This is a genomic window from Stenotrophomonas sp. GD03680 (genome assembly GCF_029844625.1).
GTDB classification, from domain to species: domain Bacteria; phylum Pseudomonadota; class Gammaproteobacteria; order Xanthomonadales; family Xanthomonadaceae; genus Stenotrophomonas; species Stenotrophomonas maltophilia_P.
On record NZ_JAOCKC010000001.1, the window covers coordinates 65,587 to 83,920 of the forward strand.

Annotated in this window: 18 protein-coding genes and 2 riboswitches; of the genes, 11 read left to right on the forward strand and 7 right to left on the reverse strand. The window is 68.0% G+C overall.

Translation table 11 applies throughout. The features are described from left to right. The first annotated feature begins 199 nt into the window (after window positions 1–199). From N5J29_RS00285 to N5J29_RS00295, 3 genes are all read left to right on the forward strand, one after another. Window positions 200–460: a hypothetical protein gene (locus tag N5J29_RS00285; RefSeq protein ID WP_053515725.1), complete on the forward strand. Its 261-nt coding sequence runs from the start codon at window positions 200–202 to the stop codon at window positions 458–460. Between the two features lie 257 nt (window positions 461–717). After that, window positions 718–1,791 (forward strand): 3-deoxy-7-phosphoheptulonate synthase, encoded by a 1,074-nt coding sequence (locus N5J29_RS00290; protein WP_053515727.1) that lies wholly within the window; start codon window positions 718–720, stop codon window positions 1,789–1,791. A 297-nt stretch (window positions 1,792–2,088) separates the two neighbouring features. Beyond that, window positions 2,089–2,949 (forward strand): hypothetical protein, encoded by an 861-nt coding sequence (locus N5J29_RS00295; RefSeq protein WP_164151351.1) that lies wholly within the window; start codon window positions 2,089–2,091, stop codon window positions 2,947–2,949. Between the two features lie 66 nt (window positions 2,950–3,015). On the opposite strand, the gene N5J29_RS00300 is transcribed toward N5J29_RS00295, so the two are convergent. Next, window positions 3,016–3,633: a trimeric intracellular cation channel family protein gene (locus N5J29_RS00300; RefSeq protein ID WP_164151349.1), complete on the reverse strand. Its 618-nt coding sequence runs from the start codon at window positions 3,631–3,633 to the stop codon at window positions 3,016–3,018. 84 nt (window positions 3,634–3,717) lie between these two features. Continuing rightward, a riboswitch (glycine riboswitch) is annotated at window positions 3,718–3,821 on the reverse strand. A gap of 13 nt (window positions 3,822–3,834) precedes the next feature. Continuing rightward, window positions 3,835–3,924: riboswitch (glycine riboswitch) on the reverse strand. Window positions 3,925–3,963: 39 nt separating this feature from the next. Between N5J29_RS00300 and N5J29_RS00305 the strand changes: the two genes are divergently transcribed. After that, window positions 3,964–4,239, forward strand: a complete 276-nt coding sequence (locus tag N5J29_RS00305) for a GIY-YIG nuclease family protein (protein ID WP_164151347.1) — start codon at window positions 3,964–3,966, stop codon at window positions 4,237–4,239. Window positions 4,240–4,334: 95 nt separating this feature from the next. On the opposite strand, the gene N5J29_RS00310 is transcribed toward N5J29_RS00305, so the two are convergent. Then, window positions 4,335–5,615, reverse strand: coding sequence for an NAD(P)/FAD-dependent oxidoreductase (locus tag N5J29_RS00310; protein WP_065174438.1), 1,281 nt, complete (start codon window positions 5,613–5,615; stop codon window positions 4,335–4,337). Window positions 5,616–5,735: 120 nt separating this feature from the next. Here N5J29_RS00310 and N5J29_RS00315 point away from each other — a divergent pair, with 120 nt between their 5' ends. Next, window positions 5,736–6,530, forward strand: coding sequence for an NYN domain-containing protein (locus N5J29_RS00315; protein ID WP_074899952.1), 795 nt, complete (start codon window positions 5,736–5,738; stop codon window positions 6,528–6,530). 107 nt (window positions 6,531–6,637) lie between these two features. Beyond that, window positions 6,638–7,258, forward strand: a complete 621-nt coding sequence (locus N5J29_RS00320; RefSeq protein ID WP_053515737.1) for a glutathione S-transferase — start codon at window positions 6,638–6,640, stop codon at window positions 7,256–7,258. Window positions 7,259–7,317: 59 nt separating this feature from the next. On the opposite strand, the gene N5J29_RS00325 is transcribed toward N5J29_RS00320, so the two are convergent. Then, entirely contained in the window at window positions 7,318–9,495 is a 2,178-nt protein-coding gene (locus N5J29_RS00325) for a primosomal protein N' (RefSeq protein ID WP_065174441.1), read from the reverse strand. Between the two features lie 413 nt (window positions 9,496–9,908). Between N5J29_RS00325 and N5J29_RS00330 the strand changes: the two genes are divergently transcribed. The 4 genes from N5J29_RS00330 (at window position 9,909) to sppA (ending at window position 15,000) form a co-directional block, all read left to right on the forward strand. Next, window positions 9,909–10,916 carry a hypothetical protein gene (locus N5J29_RS00330; protein ID WP_065174442.1) on the forward strand — a complete coding sequence of 336 codons (1,008 nt, stop codon included), beginning with the start codon at window positions 9,909–9,911 and terminating at the stop codon, window positions 10,914–10,916. After that, window positions 10,909–11,478, forward strand: coding sequence for a DUF3106 domain-containing protein (locus tag N5J29_RS00335; protein ID WP_065181583.1), 570 nt, complete (start codon window positions 10,909–10,911; stop codon window positions 11,476–11,478). The genes N5J29_RS00330 and N5J29_RS00335 overlap by 8 nt, the downstream gene beginning before the upstream one ends. A 125-nt stretch (window positions 11,479–11,603) precedes the next feature. After that, window positions 11,604–12,968 carry an MATE family efflux transporter gene (locus N5J29_RS00340; protein ID WP_053515745.1) on the forward strand — a complete coding sequence of 455 codons (1,365 nt, stop codon included), beginning with the start codon at window positions 11,604–11,606 and terminating at the stop codon, window positions 12,966–12,968. Window positions 12,969–13,077: 109 nt separating this feature from the next. Beyond that, window positions 13,078–15,000 carry a signal peptide peptidase SppA gene (gene sppA, locus N5J29_RS00345; RefSeq protein ID WP_053515746.1) on the forward strand — a complete coding sequence of 641 codons (1,923 nt, stop codon included), beginning with the start codon at window positions 13,078–13,080 and terminating at the stop codon, window positions 14,998–15,000. Between the two features lie 98 nt (window positions 15,001–15,098). On the opposite strand, the gene N5J29_RS00350 is transcribed toward sppA, so the two are convergent. Then, complete coding sequence (locus N5J29_RS00350) at window positions 15,099–15,311, reverse strand: hypothetical protein (protein WP_164151346.1); 213 nt, start codon at window positions 15,309–15,311, stop codon at window positions 15,099–15,101. Between the two features lie 111 nt (window positions 15,312–15,422). Between N5J29_RS00350 and N5J29_RS00355 the strand changes: the two genes are divergently transcribed. Further along, window positions 15,423–16,199 carry an SDR family oxidoreductase gene (locus N5J29_RS00355; RefSeq protein WP_164151344.1) on the forward strand — a complete coding sequence of 259 codons (777 nt, stop codon included), beginning with the start codon at window positions 15,423–15,425 and terminating at the stop codon, window positions 16,197–16,199. Between the two features lie 38 nt (window positions 16,200–16,237). Here N5J29_RS00355 and N5J29_RS00360 read toward each other — a convergent pair whose 3' ends face one another. The 3 genes from N5J29_RS00360 to N5J29_RS00370 are packed head-to-tail and all read right to left on the reverse strand — an operon-like array spanning window position 16,238 to window position 18,307. Beyond that, the gene (locus N5J29_RS00360) at window positions 16,238–16,960 is read right to left on the reverse strand and encodes a hypothetical protein (RefSeq protein WP_164151342.1); all 723 of its coding nucleotides are present in this window, start codon (window positions 16,958–16,960) and stop codon (window positions 16,238–16,240) included. A 25-nt stretch (window positions 16,961–16,985) separates the two neighbouring features. Further along, window positions 16,986–17,660 (reverse strand): DUF4124 domain-containing protein, encoded by a 675-nt coding sequence (locus tag N5J29_RS00365; RefSeq protein WP_164151340.1) that lies wholly within the window; start codon window positions 17,658–17,660, stop codon window positions 16,986–16,988. A gap of 56 nt (window positions 17,661–17,716) precedes the next feature. After that, window positions 17,717–18,307: a Sua5/YciO/YrdC/YwlC family protein gene (locus N5J29_RS00370; RefSeq protein ID WP_164151338.1), complete on the reverse strand. Its 591-nt coding sequence runs from the start codon at window positions 18,305–18,307 to the stop codon at window positions 17,717–17,719. Between the last annotated feature and the right edge of the window lie 27 nt (window positions 18,308–18,334).

The following is an 18,334-nucleotide window of genomic DNA, read 5'->3' on the forward strand; positions in this document are numbered from 1 at the left end:
CCATTGCCTGTAGAGCCGCGCATCGAGCGCCTGCACGCCCCCTCCGGGTCGGAGGGTGAGAAGCCTGGAAGGAAGATCTCAACGCGGTGGCACCATCGGTCCAGTCGCGACACGATCGATCCGCACACCGGCACATGCGCCGGTCATCCGGACGCGGTAAACAGTGCATTGCCCACGTCCACCCGCAAGGAAGTCGATCATGCAGAGCACGCTCCAGGTCACGCTGTTCGGCCCTCCCGGCGACACCCCGGCGTTGCAGTTGCCGGATGTGGACGGGCCCTCGGTGGCGATACCGGAATCAACCCTGCGGCGGCTGGTCTCCGATCTCTACACGGCGCGGTCCCTGCTCAACCCCGAGCAGCTGGAGGAGGCGAGGCGGGAACTGGACCAGGTGCTGGAGCGCTGGGCCGATATCCACGAGGGCCTGCTGCTGGACGTGGAAGTGCATGGCAGCCGCTAGATCACCGTGCTGCTGAACCGCTTCCCCAGTTGCGGATGAAACATTTTGTACTGCGCAGAAGCTGTGCTATCAATACACCCCATGAACGCAGCCGCTACCCGCTTTTACTGGTATTACTTTCCGAAGCCACTGGCGGAGGAAGGACTGCGCTCACCCTGAAGAAAGCTTCAGACGCATTCCCGAAAGCCGCCAGCGAACCTGGCGGCTTTTTTCATGCCGCCTCGCTGGGGACCCCCTACGTACCGGAGACCTCCCCCATGCCCCCCCATACCGACGACCTGCGCATCCGCACCATCGAACCGCTCACACCGCCTGCCCAGCTGCTGGCGATGCTGCCGTGTGACGATGAAGCCTCCGACACCGTCAGTGCTTCGCGCGCGGCCCTGCACCAGATCCTGCATGGCCGCGACGATCGCCTGGCGGTCGTGGTCGGCCCGTGTTCGATCCACGATCCGAATGCGGCCATCGAGTACGCACAGCGCCTTAAGCCGCTGCGCGACGCGCTGGCCGGCGAGCTGGAGATCGTCATGCGCGTGTACTTCGAGAAGCCGCGCACCACGGTGGGCTGGAAGGGCCTGATCAACGATCCGGACCTGGACGGCAGCTTCAGGATCGACAAGGGCCTGCGCATTGCCCGCGGCCTGCTGCGCGACATCAACAAGCTGGGCCTGCCGGCCGGCGTTGAATTCCTCGACGTGATCTCGCCGCAGTACATCGCCGACCTGGTGGCATGGGGCGCGATCGGCGCACGCACCACCGAAAGCCAGGTGCACCGCGAACTGGCCTCCGGCCTGTCGTGCCCGGTGGGCTTCAAGAACGGCACGGATGGCAACGTCAAGATCGCGGCCGATGCGGTCGGCGCGGCCTCCAACCCGCATCACTTCCTGTCGGTGACCAAGCAGGGCGGCACCGCCATCGTTTCGACCACCGGCAACCCGGATTGCCATGTGATCCTGCGCGGCGGCAAGCAGCCGAACTATGACGCGGCCAGCGTGGCCGATGCCTGCCAGGCACTGGCCAAGGCCCGGCTGCCGACGCGGCTGATGATCGATGCCAGCCATGCCAACAGCCTGAAAAACCCGGAAAACCAGCCGAAGGTGATCGAAGACATCGCCGTTCAGTTGGAAGACGGTGAACAGCGCATCGTGGGTGTGATGATCGAGAGCCATCTGGTGGGAGGCCGGCAGGAACTGGTGGAAGGCCAGCCGCTGGTCTACGGGCAGAGCATCACCGATGGCTGCATCGACTGGGACACCACGGTGACGGTGCTGGAGCGACTGGCTGCGGCGGTGCGCGCCCGTCGCGAAGTGACGGTGTCAGAAGCCGCCTGAGCGCGGCATGTGTGTGGATGGCGGCCAGCGCCTGCGGGGGTGCGGCCGCGATCAGGGCCGGTCGGAGTTGGAGACTGGCCCGTCCGCACCGGCGATGCGCCTGGCGCTGCGCATGAGCGACAGCGCCAGGTCCATCGCCGGGGTGGTGCGAACCCCGACCATTCACGATGCGGTTGACTCGGTGGATCCACGCCATGCGTGGATAGGGGCTGGCCACGGCACGCTTTCGGAAGAATTGCATGGAACCTGCTTGCGGCTTAGGCCGAAGATCGGAGCCTCGCCTGGCTGGACCCGCCGATGCACGTTTTCCCCGACGACAGCCCGTTGCAGCCAGAATGCCGATCAGTTTCCGGGGAGGCCGCAACGGCCCTCGTTCGCTTGAAGGGCGGCCCGATTGCCGATGATGCGATCTCCGTCATCGAGGACTGGTTTGAACCCTCGTCTCCCGCGAGGACGGCAAGTCTGCTGGCGCAGCTTGATGAAAGAATCGAGCTTTACCGCAACGAAGGAGACCAGGCACTTCTGCGTACGACGTTGAAGGCCAGGGCGATGATCGCGGCCTCTGCCGACCAACCGCGCGATGATCGTGAGTCCCCCTCTTCGTACAAGGTAGTGCCTGCGGCATCCCTCGTTGGCGACTGGCGCTCGGACTGGGAAACGGACTGCGTGATCGTTGACGGAGATCTGAGCGTAGAAGGCACGCTGGTGCTCAATGATCTGGGCGAGATGCGGTGTGTGATCGTCCTGGGCAGTCTCAGCGCCCGCAATCTTGACTGTGGTGGTTGGGTCTTCGTACGCGACGATCTCAAGTGTGAGCATCTCCACGCGTGCTCACTAAATGATGGGATTTTGGCCGTAGGTGGCGATCTGACTGTTCAGAATTTCCTCGAGACGGGGACTTACACCCAAGTGGCGGGGCACCTGAGCGCCAGCTACCTCGGCAGCACCCACAACTCCATTGAAGCGGAGGGAGAAGTGAACTGTCCAGGCTTCGAAAGACGATCTGATAGCGACTACTTGTGCGAATGGATCGATCCTGCGTTGCTGGAAGCCCACGATTCCGACAGCGGTTTGGGATGCGAACCCCAACTGTATCCGTCGGCTGACTATCCGGAGCGGATACGCGCGGGGGGCAGCCCTATGAAGTTCAGGCTCTAGATCCACGCCATGCGTGGATACCGCTCTTCTGTAGCGCCGGGCCACGCCCGGCGAACACGCCATCGTTCAATGCACTTCGTCGTGATACACGAACTTCGGCATTTCCCAGCGGTAGTGGATGGCCAGCAGGCGCAGGGCGAAGCCGCCCGCCAGGCAGCACAGGATGGCCGTGGCATCGGACACGTTCCAGTGCAGCAGCAGCAGATAGGCGGCGCCGGTCAGCAGCGCGATGATCGCGTACAGCTCCTTCTGGAAGATCAGGGGCACTTCGTTGCACAGAATGTCGCGCAGCACGCCGCCGAACGCGCCGGTCAGCATGCCGGCGATCAGCACGATCGGCGTGGCATGACCGACCTCGCGTGCGATCGAGCAACCGATCAGGGTGAAGGCGATCAGGCCCAGGCCGTCGAGCACCAGGAAGGTGCGGCGGAAGTGGTGCATCCAGCGTGCGACCCAGGTGGCGATCAGCGCCGCGCACACGGTGAAGCCGAGGTACTCGGGATGTTTGACCCAGCCCAGCGGATAGTGGCCAAGCAGGATGTCGCGCAGTGAACCACCGCCGAGCGCGGTAACGCAGGCGATCATGACCACGCCGAACAGATCCATGCGGCGGCGTCCCGCGGACAGTGCGCCGGTCATGGCTTCGGCGGAAATGGCGATCAGGTAGATGATGGACAGCAGCATGGGACAGGCTCCGGACGCGGTGGGGCCGGCCATGCGCGGACGCCGCCATTGCCTGCGCAGTGACGGGATGACGATGACCGGTGCCGCTCCCGCTGTCCTTTTGCCTGAGAGTTCAGCGGCGTAGGCCGCGTGCCCCTTCGGCGGATCGTGCCGGGCATGCCCGGTGACCTCTCTCCAGCTCGGCGAGTCGAATGCATGGTTGGTGGGATTCCAGCCCACCGGCCTGAGCGATCATGGGAGCCTGCGCCTTCGGCGGGCGCCAGCGCGGCGCCTCTCTCCTGCATTCGCGGGCAGTATATCCGCTGCGGTGCAGCACGGCATAATCCCGGCATGTCCCCATCCCACCGCCCGTGGTTCCTGTACCTGCTCGAATGCCACGATGGCAGCTACTACGCTGGCATCAGCACCGACGTGGACGCGCGTTTCGCCGCCCATCGCGCCGGCACGGGCGCGCGCTACACCCGGGCCCGCCCGCCGCTGCGCATCCTGGCCGTGCGTGAGTACCCGGACCGCTCCGCCGCTTCGCGCGCCGAGTGGCAGCTCAAACACCTGCCGCGCGAGCGCAAGCTGGCGTGGTTGCAGGCATTGGATTCCGCATCTTTGTAGTGCCGTGCCCAGGCAGGGCGCATCGCAGGCAGTCGCGCCGCGACGTGGGGTCAGATCCCCACAGGAAAGGGATCTGACCCCGTTGCAGACCTGCGCTACCGCTTCGGCCGGCGGTCATCCTGGTCATCGCCGAAGATGATGCGCGCGCTGCGCTGGTAGCTCCAGTACGCCACCGCCCAGTTCAGCAGCACCACGATGCGGTTGCGGAAGCCGATCAGGAAGAACACGTGCGCGGCCAGCCAGAACCACCAGGCCAGCACGCCCGACAGCTGCAGGCGCCCCAGGTGCACGATCGCGGCCATGCGGCCGATGGTGGCCAGGTTGCCGTAGTCCGCGTACTTGAAGGGCCCGGGCTCCGGCCTGCCGTGCAGGCGTGCACGGATGACCTCGGCCACGTACTTGCCCATCTGCTTGGCCGCGGGCGCTACGCCGGGCACGGGCTTGCCATTGGCCTGGTTCACCGCGGCCAGATCGCCGGCCACGAACAGTTCCGGATGCCCGGGCAGGGTCAGGTCTGGCTGCACCTGCACGCGCCCGGCACGGTCCAGTGGAACGTCCAGCGTGCGCGCCAGCGGCGAGGCGGCCACGCCGGCCGCCCACACCACGGTGCGCGCCGGCACGAACTGGTCACCCAGCGTGAAGCCCTGGCTGTCGATGTTGCTCACCGGCGTTCCGGTCAGCACTTCCACGCCCAGCTTTTCCAGCTGCCGGCGCGCCTTCAGCGAGAGCACTTCCGGGAACGAGGACAGCACGCGCGGACCGGCTTCCACCAGGCGCACCTTGGCGCTGGCCGGATCGATGTGGCGGAATTCGTTGCGCAGCGTATGGCGCGCAATCTCGGCCAGCGTGCCCGCCAGTTCGACGCCGGTCGGGCCGCCGCCGACGACGGCAAAGCTGAGCCATGCTGCCTTCCTGGCCGGGTCCGGTTCGGCTTCGGCGCGCTCGAACGCCAGCAGCAGCTTGCGGCGCAGGGCAATGGCATCGTCGAGGGTTTTCAGGCCGGGCGCATCATCGGCCCACTGGTCGTTGCCGAAGTAGGCGTGAGTGGCGCCGGTAGCCAGCAGCAGGCTGTCGTAGTCCAGCGTGCTGCCGTCGGCCAATCGCACCTGGCGGAGCTGCCTGTCGATGGCCACGACCTCACCGAGCCGCACTTCCACGTTGCGCTGGTGGCCGAGGATGTGGCGCAGCGGTGCGGCGATGTCCGGCGCTGACAGGCCTGCGGTCGCGACCTGGTACAGCAGCGGCTGGAACAGGTGGTGGTTGCGGCGGTCGACCAGGGTGATGCGGATGCGTTCGCGTGCCAGCGCACGGGTGGCCCAGAGGCCGGCAAAACCGCCGCCTACAACGACCAGATGGGGAACGCGCTCACGACTCATCGACTCACTCCAGGGGGCATGGGGGAACCGTCCGGCATCTTCGCACGGCGGCGGCCTGTCACGTCAGCGTGCGCGCGGATCGGCGATACTCGGATTCAGGCAACCGCCAGCGAGAGCCCCATGAGCGAACCGGAAAAGCGCATCGCCCTGTTGATCGATGCCGACAACGCGCCCGCATCGAAGATCGACGAAGTGCTGGCGGAGGTGGCCCGCTACGGCGTGGCCAATGTCCGCCGTGCCTACGGCAACTGGAAGAGCCCACGGCTGAAAGGCTGGGAGGCGGTGCTGCACGAGTACGCGATCCGGCCCATCCAGCAGTTCGCCTACAGCAAGGGCAAGAACGCCTCGGACATGGCCATGGTGATCGATGCGATGGACCTGCTGTACGCGCGCAACCTTGACGGCTTCGCCATCGTCTCCAGCGATGCTGATTTCACTCCAATGGTGATGCGCCTGTTGACCGACGGGGTGAAGGTGTATGGCTTCGGCGAAAAGAAGACGCCGGAACCCTTCGTCAATGCCTGTTCCAAATTCACCTATCTGGAAGCACTGGGCCAGGCCCATGCCAGCGTGCCGGAAGTGGAGCAGGGCACGACAGAGCCGGGAGCCATCGAGCCGGCCACCGGTGAAACGGGCAGCGGCGACGAAGTGCGCCCACGCAAGAGCGGCGCGGAAATGCGCAGCGATACACGTCTGGTGAAGATGCTGCGCCGCGCCGTGTCCGCAGCGGAAGGCGAGGACGGCTGGTCGCACCTGGGGCCGGTGGGCAGCCAGATCGCCAACCAGGCCTCGTTCGATTCGCGCAACTATGGCTATGGAAAGCTGAGTGATCTGCTGGCGGCGATCGGCCTGTTCGAACTGAAGAAGGATGGCAAGTCGTCCTACGTGCGCGCGCTGCCGAAGAAGAACCGGTAGCGCCGGGCCATGCCCGGCCGACGTCCTACCGCAGTCATTCCGCACGCCCACATATGCACCGATCAGGCGTATCGTTGCCGCTCGCATTGCCCGCAAGGAATACCCGCATGTTGAAGATCTGGGGCCGTCGCAATTCCAGCAACGTCCGCAAGGTGCTGTGGTGTGCCGAAGAGATCGGCCTGCCCTACGAGTCCATCGAAGTGGGCGGCAGCCACGGTGGCACACAGACGCCGGAATACCTGGCGATGAACCCCAACAGCCTGGTGCCGGTGATCGAGGACCACGGCCTGCCGCTGTGGGAGTCCAACGCCATCGTGCGCTACCTGAGCGCGCGCTACGCGCTGGGGACACTGTATGCGGAGGATCCGATGGAACGCGCACAGGCCGAGAAGTGGATGGACTGGAGCACCTCACGGATGGCGCCGCTGTACAGCGATCTGATCTGGGGCATCATGCGCACCGCGCCGGCAGATCGCGACGAATCGCGCATCAATGCCGCCATCGTCCGCGCCGCCGATTACCTGGCGATGGCCGACGCGACGCTGGCCACGCAGCCGTGGCTGTCGGGCGCGACATTCGCGATGGGCGACATCCCGTTGGGTTCACTGGTGTACGCCTGGTATGAACTGCCGATCCAGCGTCCGGACCTGCCCCACCTGGCCGAGTGGTACGCCCGGCTGCGTGAGCGACCCGCTTACCAGCGCGGCGTGATGTCACCGCTGACGTAAGCGGGAATCGCGCGCGGTAACGGTAGCGCCGGGCCATGCCCGGCGGATTCCGCTTGCATTCAATACAGATCCGTCGGATCCACATCCAGCGACCAGCGCACCTTGCGGGCTTCCGGCAAGGCATACAGCTGCGGTACCAGCTGCGCCAGCACGCCGTGCAGAGGCGGGCGCTGTGCCGATGACAGCAGCAGCTGCGTGCGCTGGTAGCCGGCCCGGCGCGGCATCGGTGCCGGCATCGGTCCGTACGCTTCCACCAGCGCCTGTTCGCCCAGCAGTCGCCGTGCAGCCAGCAGGAACGCGTTGGCGTGCTCCACCTGCTGCGCTTCGGCACGCATCAGTGCCAGATGCGCGAACGGCGGGAAGCCGGCGGCCTGCCGCTGGTTCAGTTCGGCCTGCGCGAACGGGTGGTAGCCGCCGTTGACCAGCGTCTCCAGCAGGGGATGACCCGGATGGTGGGTCTGCAGCCACACCTCGCCCGGATCGCGGGCGCGCCCGGCGCGGCCGGCGACCTGGATCAGCTGCTGCGCGAGTTTCTCGCTGGCGCGGAAATCGGCCGAGAACAGGCCCTCGTCGATGCCGACCACCACCACCAGCGTGAGTCTGGGCAGATCGTGGCCCTTGGCCAGGATCTGCGTGCCGACCAGGATGCCGGCCTGGTCCCCCAGCTTGGCCAGCTGCTGTTCCAGCGCATCGCGGCGGGCGGTGGTGCCGCGGTCGATGCGCACCACCGGGTACTCGGCGAAGGCGGCGGTGAGGTGCTCCTCCAGCCGCTCGGTGCCGATTCCCTGTGGCTGCAGGGCCAGGCTGCCGCAGGCGGGGCAGGCCAGTGGCGCCGGTTGCCGCGCACCGCAGTGATGGCACTGCAGGCGACGGCCGCCGCCATGCACGGTCATCGGCGCATCACAGCGCTGGCACGGCGCCGTCCAGCCGCAGTCATGGCACAGCAGTACCGGTGCGTAACCACGCCGGTTCTTGAACACCAGCACCTGCTGGCCGCGCTGCAGGTGCTCGCCGATGCCGGCCAGCACTTCGGCCGAGAGACCGTCCTGCAGGGGACGCTTGCGCACATCGAGGATGCGCACGCGTGGCGGCCGCGCGTCGCCGGCGCGCTGCTTCAGGCGCAGGTGCAGGTAACGACCGGCATAGGCGTTGTGCAGGGTTTCCAGCGACGGTGTCGCGCTGCCCAGCAGCACCGGAACCCCCAGCGCCTTGGCACGCACCAGGGCGAAATCGCGCGCGTGGTAGCGGATGCCGTCCTGCTGCTTGTAGCTGCCGTCATGTTCCTCGTCCACGATCAGCAGGCCGGCCTGCGGCAGCGGCGTGAACACCGCCGAGCGGGTGCCGACGATCACCCGCGCTTCGCCGCGCGAGGCGGCTGCCCAGACGCGCGCGCGCTCGTTGTCATTCAATCCCGAATGCAGCGCATGCACGGCGATGCCCAGGCGGCCGCGGAAACGCGCCAGGGTCTGCGGCGTCAGTCCGATTTCGGGCACCAGCACCAGCGCCTGCCGGCCTTGGGCCAGGCAGTGGATGATCGCCTGCAGGTAGACCTCGGTCTTGCCGCTGCCGGTCACCCCATCGAGCAGGAAGGGCTGGAACCCCTCCGCGGCGTTGATCGCGGCAACGGCTTCGGACTGGTCCGGATTGAGGGTCGGGCCGGGCAGCGGTTGCGCGTGCTGTGGCGCCACGCTCAGTGCAACGCGCTCGGCCAGTGCGCGCTTGCCGAGACTGCGCGCCGCGCTGCGCCAGTCCTCCATGCGCGCCCCCAGCACGTCCTCGTCCACGACGGCGTCGGCCAGCAGTTCCGCCAACTGCCGCGGGCGGCTGCCTGCGCGCAGCGTGCCGCGCTGCGCGTGGCCTGCGGCGGTCAGCTGCCAGCCCCAATGATGGGTGTCGGGCAGGGCTTCGCCGTGCCGCAGCGGCCCCGGCAGGGCCGTGCTCAGCACTTCGCCCAGCGGCGCGTGGGTGTATCGGGCCAGCCATTGCAGGCTCTGCCACAGTTCGCCCTGCAGCAGGGGCGCGGGGTCGCACCACGCGAGCGCCTGACGCAGGCCCTGGCCGTCGTCGGCCTGGCCGTGGCCGGCCACCACGCCGATGAGTTCGCGGTTGCCGAACGGCACCTTCACCCGGCAGCCGACCGCCACGTCCGGGGCATCGCCCTGCGGCGACAGATAGTCGAACAGGCGGGGCAGGGGGACGGGCAGGGCGACCTGCAGGGTCGGAATCGGGTCGAGCATCGGGGCAGTGTAACGGGCCGTGTGCACCCGCATGCCGCCCGGAAGGCCCACACGGGGGACGTCGCCGAATCATAAATGTCACCTAAATATCGGTGTCCATTGGAGATTCAGTCTTATCCACACGTTCTGTGGATAACACTGTGCGTTACCGGTCAACGGCTGCGTAGGACGCCGATGGCGACGGCCTCGCCCTTGGGTTGGTCAAAAAATCGCCATACATTAAAATGCATTAAAATCAATACTTTATGTGTGAAACATTGCTGAAACAGAGTGAATTCAGCGAGATGTCGCGGTTTTGCCGGGCGCCAGCGTGGTGCTGTGCACAACCTGCAGCATGAAGTGCCCACGGACGCAAGTCCTGCCGGGCGCCGATGGCCTGCCGCTATCATGCCGGCAGACCTCTGGAGTGACCGATGACCGCTGTGCCCGCCCCTGTTTCCTCGACCGCGGCCGGTGCGCTGTCGGCGTTTCTGCGTGGCGTAGAGCGCCGTGCCCTGGTAGTGGCGGAGCTGCAATGCGGCGACCCGGCCCGGGCCGAGCAGACCCTGGTGGCGGTGATGCGCGCCTTCTCGGCCGTTGCCAGCGATCTGCCGATGGCACAGTGGCCGACCCGCTTCTGGACGCTGCTGGGGCAGCGGCAGGCACTGCGCGAGCCGGCCCCGGGCCAGTGGCCGCCGGCACTCGCCGCACTGGGCGGCATGGCACCGCTGCCACGGCTGGCCCTGCTGCTGCGGGTGGGCGGCAGCCTGGATGAGAACATCGCCACGCGGGTACTCGATCGTGATGAGGCCGGCTACCAGCAGCTGCTGGCCGATGCCTGCCCGCGTGATGCCCAGGGTCAGCCGGATGCTGTTGCCTGGCGCGGCCTGGCCGAACAGGTGCAGCAGCGCATCCGCGACCTGCCGGCGCAGCGGCTGCAGCAGCTGCAGCAGCCGGCAGCTGCCACCAGCAGCAATCCGCAGGCGCCGACGTCCAGCTGGAGGGCACCGCAGCGCGATGAACGGAGCGCTGCCAGCCCCCGGCGCCGGCGCCCCGATGCCCGACCGCGCTGGCGCGGGCCGGCGATCCTGCTGCTCACAGTGGCAGTACTGCTGGCAGCCGCTCTGGGCTGGCGCCATTGGAGCGGTCGGTCGCTGGTGAGCGATGCGCCGCTGCCGGAGGGGGTGGTTGCCGAGGCCGGCCCGGTCACGGTCGAGGCGCTGCCGCCGAGCACGGTCGCTGCCACGCCGCAGGCGGACAGCGCCCCGGCCAACGATGACGCAGCAATGCTGGCCGACCGCGATTATCCGTTGCTGGCCGAGGCCGATCTGTATGCCTGGACGGCCGCCGGTGGTCCGCTGCCGGTGGACGAGTCGCAGACCAAGCCGAGCCGGCCAGAGCCGGCCAGCGCAGTGCTGGAAACCGCCGCCGCCGATGAATAAGTCCGTGATCACCAGCCTGCTGCTGGCCATCCCGTTGTCGCTGTCCGCAACGCCCCAGACCCTGAATGTTCCACTGCCACCCGCGCCGGCGGCCACGCCCGCGGTCCCGCCATCGGCGGCACCCACCGCGTTCGTCCAGCTCGACGCGCAGCAGCAGCGGCAGCGCCGCGTCGACTACGCCGCTTGGCGCGCGCTGCCGGAAAGCGAGCGCGAACGCATCCGTCAGGCGGCCACGCGGTTCGCCGCACTGCCGGCCGCACAGCAGGAGCGCCTGCGCTCGCAATTCCAGGCACAGGACCAGGCGTTCCGCGATGGCTGGCGGCTGGGGCCGCAACTGGGCGTGGAGTTTCCCAAGCTGCATGGGCTGTTCGGCTTCCTGCCACCGCAGCAGCGCGACAGTGCACTGGCCGTGCTGCACCAGCTCAGCCCGGCACAGCTGGCGCAGTTGGCGCTGGTGGCCCAGCGCACGCCGCCGCAGGAACGCGATGCGGTGCGCAGCGCGTTCCTCGCCGTACCTGCTGCGGAACGAGACGCCTGGCTCAAGCGCCAGGCCGGCCAGTAAGCGCGCGGTCAAACCCAGCGTTCACCCCATGTCATGGGAATGAACGCACCGCGCGCGTAAGATGACGGCCCGCAACCCGGTGCCTGTGCCCTTCGCGCGCAACCGCAGTTCGCGTTCTGCATCCCATGTCCAACGCAACCTCCACGCCGCGCTTCAGCAAGGAAGTCGGCGCCACCGGTCTGCTCGCCCTGCCGCTCGTGCTCGGGCATGTCTCCACCGGCCTGATCTCCTTCGTCGACAACGTGATTGCCGGTCATCACGCCACCTCAACCCTGGCGGCCGTGACCATCGGCACCGCCCTGCTCTGGCTGCCGATGCTGATTCCGATCGGCACGCTGATCTCGCTGACCGCCTCGGTATCACAGCTGCACGGTGCCGGCCGCGAGCGCGAGATCGGCCCGCTGTTCCGGCAGGCGTTGTGGCTGGCGCTGGGCCTGGGCCTGATCATGTTCACCTTCCTCACGGTGGTGCCGCCGCTGCTGCCCGCCTTCGGCATCGCGCCGGACATCGTGCCCGGCGCAACAGCGTTCCTGCATGCGGTGCGCTGGGGCGGGCCGGCGCTGACGCTGTACTTCTGCATGCGCTATCTCAGCGAGGGCATGCACTGGACGCTGCCGACCATGCTGATCGGCTTCGGCGGCCTGGTGGTGCTGGCGCCGATGGGCTACGTGCTGGCCAACGGCAAGCTGGGCTTCCCGGAGCTGGGTGCGGAGGGCCTGGGCATCGCCTCGGCGGTGATGATGTGGTTGCAGGCCAGCGCATTTGCCCTCTATCTGTGGCGTACACGGCGATTCGCCCATCTGCAGCTGTTCTCGCACTTCGAGTGGCCGCGCTGGAAGGCGATCTGGGACCTGCTGCGCACCGGTCTGCCGATCGGCATCACCGTGCTGATGGAAGGTGGGTTGTTCATCGTCACCGCGCTGCTGATCGGCCGCCTCGGCGCCAACGAGGCGGCAGCCCACCAGATCGCGATCAACGTGGCGCAGCTGTGCTTCATGATCCCGATGGGCGTGGCCGAGGCCACCACGGTGCGCGTGGGTCATGCAGTGGGGCGGGGTGATGGCTTCGGTGTGCGTCGTGCAGCCTGGGCCGGCTACGCGATCATCATGGGTACACAGACGTTGTCCGCGCTGGTGCTGCTGTTCGGCCACGATGCCATCGTCGGGGTGTACACCAACGATCTGGCGGTGGCCGGCCTGGCCTCCACGCTGCTGCTGTACGCGGCCACCTTCCAGTTCCCGGACGGCATCCAGGTGCTGTCGGCCGGTGCTCTGCGCGGCCTGAAAGACACCCGCGTGCCGATGTTCATCGCCATGTTCGCCTACTGGGGCCTGGGCATGCCGCTCGGCGCCGGGCTCGGCCTGGGGCTGGGCATGGGCCCGCAGGGCATGTGGATCGGCCTGATCGTCGGCCTCACTGCCGCTGCCATCCTGATGGGCTGGCGCCTGCGTCGCAGCAGCCAGCGCATCGGCCAGTCCGCGCTGTCCTGACCCTCCGCCCGTCACCCCGTGACGGGCGATCCCCTGACTTGTGTCCGATGCCGCCTCACACGGCACCGGCTATGCTGTTACCACGGCAAGAAGCCATCCGGAGCGCTCCATGAATCAACCCGTGCCCCCGCTGCCCCAGGCGCGTCGCAATCCCGTCGCCAGTTTCTTCATCGGGCTGTGGGACGTCATGAATTTCACCCGCCGGTTGATCCTCAACCTGGTGTTCTTCGGCCTGCTGTTCCTGCTGCTGGTGGTGTTCGTCATCGCTGCCGGCATGGGCGCCGGCGCCAGCAAATCGCTGCAGGACCGCACGACCCTGGTGATCGCACCGGAAGGGCGCCTGGTCGAGCAGTTCAGCGCCGATCCGGTCAGCCGCGCGCTGGCCAAGGCCGTGGGCGACAACAGCGCCGAAGAGGTCCAGCTGCGTGACCTGGTCCGGGTGATCGAGTCGGCGCGCGAGGACAAGAAGATCGAGCGCGTGGTGCTGGAACTGGACAAGCTGCAGCCCTCCGGCTTCGCCTCGCTGCGTGAAGTCGCCGCCGCGCTGCAGAGCCTGCGCGCGTCCGGCAAGCAGCTGGTGGCCTACAGCGAAAGCATGGGCCAGTCGCAGTACCTGCTGGCTGCGCAGGCCGACGAGGTCTACCTGGATCCGATGGGATCGGTGGTGCTCGAGGGTCTGGGCCGCTACCGCCAGTACTTCCGCTCCGGCCTGCAGGACAAGCTGGGCGTGGACGTGCACCTGTTCAAGGTGGGCGAGTACAAGTCCGCGGCCGAGCCCTATGTGCTTGATGCTGCTTCGCCGGCGGCCAAGGAAGCCGACCTGTACTGGATGAACGACGTGTGGCAGCGCTATCTGGGCGACATCGCCAAGGCGCGCCGGCTGGATCCGGCGCAACTGGCCGCCGGCATCGATACGCTGCCCGAAGGCGTGGCGGCTGCCGGTGGCGATCTGGCCAAGTTCGCCCTGCAGCAGAAGCTGGTGACCGCGCTGAAGACCCGCGAGGAGTTCGAAGACCTGATGATCGAACGCGGCGTGGCCGATGAAGACGCTGAGGGCGGCTTCCGCAATGTCGATTTCGGTCGCTACATGGCCCTGCTCGACGCCCGCCGCAGTCCGGTGGATGCACGCCCGCAGGTGGCCGTGGTGGTTGCCGCCGGCGAGATCAGTGGCGGTGACCTGCCGGCCGGCCGCATCGGTGGTGAGTCCACGTCGGCGCTGCTGCGCGCTGCCCGCGACGACGAGCAGGTCAAGGCCGTGGTGCTGCGCGTGAATTCGCCGGGTGGCGAAGTGTTCGCCTCCGAGCAGATCCGCCGTGAAGTGGTGGCCCTGCAGGCCGCCGGCAAGCCGGTGGTGGTGTCAATGGGTGACCTGGCCGCGTCCGGTGGTTACTGGATCAGCATGAATGCCGATCGCATCTACGCCGATCCCTCGACCATCACCGGTTCGATCGGCATCTTCGGCATGATCCCGAACTTCAGCCGCGCGCTGGACAAGATCGGCGTGCATACCGATGGTGTCGGCACCACGCGCTTCGCCGGTGCGTTCGACGTCACCCGTCCGATGGATCCGGCGGTGGGCCAGGTCATCCAGACGGTCATCAACAAGGGCTACGCCGACTTCACCGGACGTGTCGCCGAAGCACGCAAGAAGCCGGTCGAGGCCATTGATGAGGTGGCCCGTGGCCGTGTCTGGAGTGGCGCGCAGGCAAAGGAACGTGGTCTGGTCGATGCCTTCGGTGGCCTGAAAGACGCCGTGGCCGACGCCGCCAGCCGCGCCAAGCTGGGCGGCGAAGACAAGTTCCGCGTGCGTTACATCGAAAAGGCCGCGACCCCGTTCGCGCAGTTCGTCAGTGGGTTTGCCGGCAGCCGTACTGGTGCCTGGATGCTGTCCGATTCGGGCGTGGCGCGGATGATGCTGGCGCGCACGATGCCGGAAGTGGATACCCAGCTGCGCTTCGTCGAGAACGCCGCGCGCGAGAAGGGTAACGGCGCTCCGGTAAAGACCCTGGCGTACTGCTTCTGCGGGTTCTGAGCACAGCCAGCCACGCGTAGCGTGGATCGACGGAAAACGCCCGGCCCTTGGCCGGGCGTTTTCGTTCGGGCGCTCCGCTGACGACGCCATCGCCGCGATCAGTGCGCTGCGTCGGCCTCCGCGCTGCGCTGGCGCTCGGCGCCATCATCGACGGTCTTCTGCACGGCGCGCGCGCGATCGATCGGTTGCTTGGCTGCACGGGCCAGGGCCTGGGGTTCGGGCGGCCGTTCCGGGTCCGGCGCCGGTGGGCGTTGGCAGCCGGCCAGCAACACAGTCGCCGACAGCAGTGCGGACAGGATCAGGATGCGCATGGTGGCTCTCCACGACGGGCGTACGGCCAGTGTGGCACCCCCGGCAGCGGCGTGCCGTGAGCGCGTATCCTTTCTGCATCGGAACACAGCGGGCGCAGCCCGGGAGGACACATGACCCAGCAACGGTGGAGACTGGACGGGCAGACCGCACTGATCACCGGCGCCAGCGCCGGCATCGGCCTGGCCATCGCGCGTGAACTGGCCGGCTTCGGAGCCGACCTGATGATTGTCGGGCGTGACATCGACGCGCTGGAAACCGCGCGCGACGAGCTGGCCGACGCCTATCCCGACCAGCAGGTGCGCGCGCTTGCCGCCGACGTCTCCGACGACGAGGATCGCCGGCAGATCCTGGACTGGGTCGAGGACCATGCCGATGGCCTGCACGTGCTGGTCAACAATGCGGGCGGCAACGTCACCCGCCCTGCCATCGACTATACCGAGGACGAGTGGCGCGGCATCTTCGAGACCAATCTGTTCTCGGCGTTTGAACTGTCGCGCTATGCGCATCCGCTGCTGGCACGTCACGCCTCGTCGGCCATCGTCAACGTCGGCAGCGTCTCCGGCCTGACCCATGTGCGCAGTGGCGTGGTGTACGGCATGAGCAAGGCGGCGATGCACCAGATGACCCGCAACCTGGCCGTGGAATGGGCCGAGGATGGCATCCGCGTGAACGCGGTGGCGCCGTGGTACATCCGCACGCGCCGCACCTCCGGGCCGTTGTCCGATCCTGACTACTACGAGGAAGTCATCGAGCGCACGCCGATGCGCCGCATCGGTGAGCCGGAGGAAGTCGCCGCGGCCGTGGGCTTCCTGTGCCTGCCGGCGGCGAGTTATGTCACCGGCGAATGCATCGCCGTGGACGGCGGCTTCCTGCGCTACGGGTTCTGACCGTCACCGCGTTGGGCCCGCGCCACGCCGGCAGGCCCTCACCCCGGTACCGCGCAGTCGCTGGCCTCGAGCACGGCCTGCAGACGCTCGCGCTCGCTGCGCGCAGCGTCGACGTTCTCCGGCGCGGCGAAGCGCTCGCGCCCCCGGGCGTCGCGCAGGCGCTGCTGCCAGCTGCCGCAGCGCTGGATCTCGGGAACCTCCTCGCAGCGGTCGCGTACCACTTCGCAGCTGGCGGCATTGGCCGGGGTGACACCGCCAAGACCCTGTACGTCGAGCAGCACGCAGTGCGGTGGCGCCGCCTCGTACTCGTGCAGGTAGCGGCTTCCTTCCTCGCTGCTGCACTGGAAGATCGGCGGCAGCGGTGCCCGTGGCGCGCTGTCGCTGCCGCTTGCCGGGTCCGTCCGCGGCGGCAGCGCTGCGCTGTCCAGAATGGCGTCGCCGCCGCCAGCCGGTTCGACCATGCCCGCTTCCATGATGGTGCGCGCTTGGTCGACCCGGCGCGGCGTGTCCGCCGCTGCCGGCGACGGCACTGCCGACGGGACGAGCTCCGTTTGTTGGCCGACGGGCGGCTCCACGCGCGGTGCCGGCGTCGCTGCTGGCGCCGGTACCCGCTGGATCTGCTGCGCGCTGCCCTCCGGGCAGGGCGTGCGCTGCAGGGTGGGAACGTCACTGCTGCTGAACGTGCAGCGGTAGATCACCATGTCCTCGGCGAACGCGTTTGCGGGCAGCAGCGCCAGAATCAGCCAGAGTGCTTTTCTCATGCGTGCAGCCTACACGGGCAGGGGCTCAACGCCCGCAGTCGCGCGACAGGCGCGCATCGATACCGCGCTGTTCGTTGCTGATCGCGGTGCGCTCGCTCTGCAGCGCGCTGTTGTAGCGGCGGTCCAGCTCCCAGCGGCGATCGCGCAGGCGCGAACAGACTTCCTGCGGCGGCAACGCATGGCAGGTGTCGCGGACCAGGATGTTGCCTGCCGGCACCTGCACGCCGACGCCGACCGCAGGTGGCCGGTAGATCGGTGGACCTCCCGCCGATGCGCCCGTGGCCGGGCGGGGCCCGGGATGGCCAGGTCCGAAATGACCGCGTGGCGACCAGACCGTGGTCCACAGCGGGACCCAGCGTGGATTGCCTTCGTTGCTGTCGCTGGTGTAACGCTCGCCGTCGGCGGTAACGCATTCGTACATCGGTTGCGGAGGCTGGATGTAGACGTGCCGGACCTCGCGCTCGATCACGGCCGGTGGCGTGCTGGTTGCGGGCGCGGCGTCGCTGCGCACCCCCTGCGGCGCCGGGTCACGCGGCCGCTGCAGGTCGCGTACTTCCTGGCGGCCGCTGCTGCACGGCGTGTCCTGCAGTGCCACGGCGCCATTGCTGCCGACACAGCGGTAGACACGCACATCGTCGCCGGCGGTGGCGGTCAACGGCAACAGCAGGCTCAGGCAGAGGGTGGCGCGCAGCGGGCTCATGGATGCAGCGTGCGGGATCCGGCGGAGCGGCGCAATCCGCGCGTCCACAGGGTGGCTCAGGATCGCAGGACGTTGCCGCTGAGCGCATCGCGGATCGGCGTCGGCTGGGCCAGGCCGCCGGTCGGGCCGTCCAGGATGCCGTCCAGCAGGCGCAGCAGGCGCGGATCCAGTTCCTCGCGGCTGCGTGCCGGTGGCTCGCCGGCCAGGTTGGCGCTGGTGGAGACCAGGGGCCCGCCCCACGCTTGGCACAGGGCGGCCACCAGCGGGTGGGCGCTGATACGCACCGCGATACCGCTGTGTTCGCCGGTGATCCAGTCTGGCGCGCGTGATCCGGCCGGAAGAATCCAGGTGTTGGCGCCGGGCCAGCTGGCCAGCACTGCACGCTGGCGCTCGTCGGGCAACGCCTGCAGGCGTACCCAGCCTTCCAGCTGCGCCAGTTCGGCGGCCACCAGGATCATGCCTTTCTCGATCGGCCGCTGTTTCAGCCGCAGCACCGTGTGCACCGCCGCTTCGTGCGACGGGTCGCATCCCAGGCCCCAGACCGCTTCAGTGGGGTAGGCGATCACGCCGCCGGAGCGCAGCAGGGTGACGGCAGAATCCAGGGTAAGTTCTTTCATGGTGGCGACCGGCCCGGCATGGGCCTTCATTATCCTCCCACCGCGTGCAGATGGGGT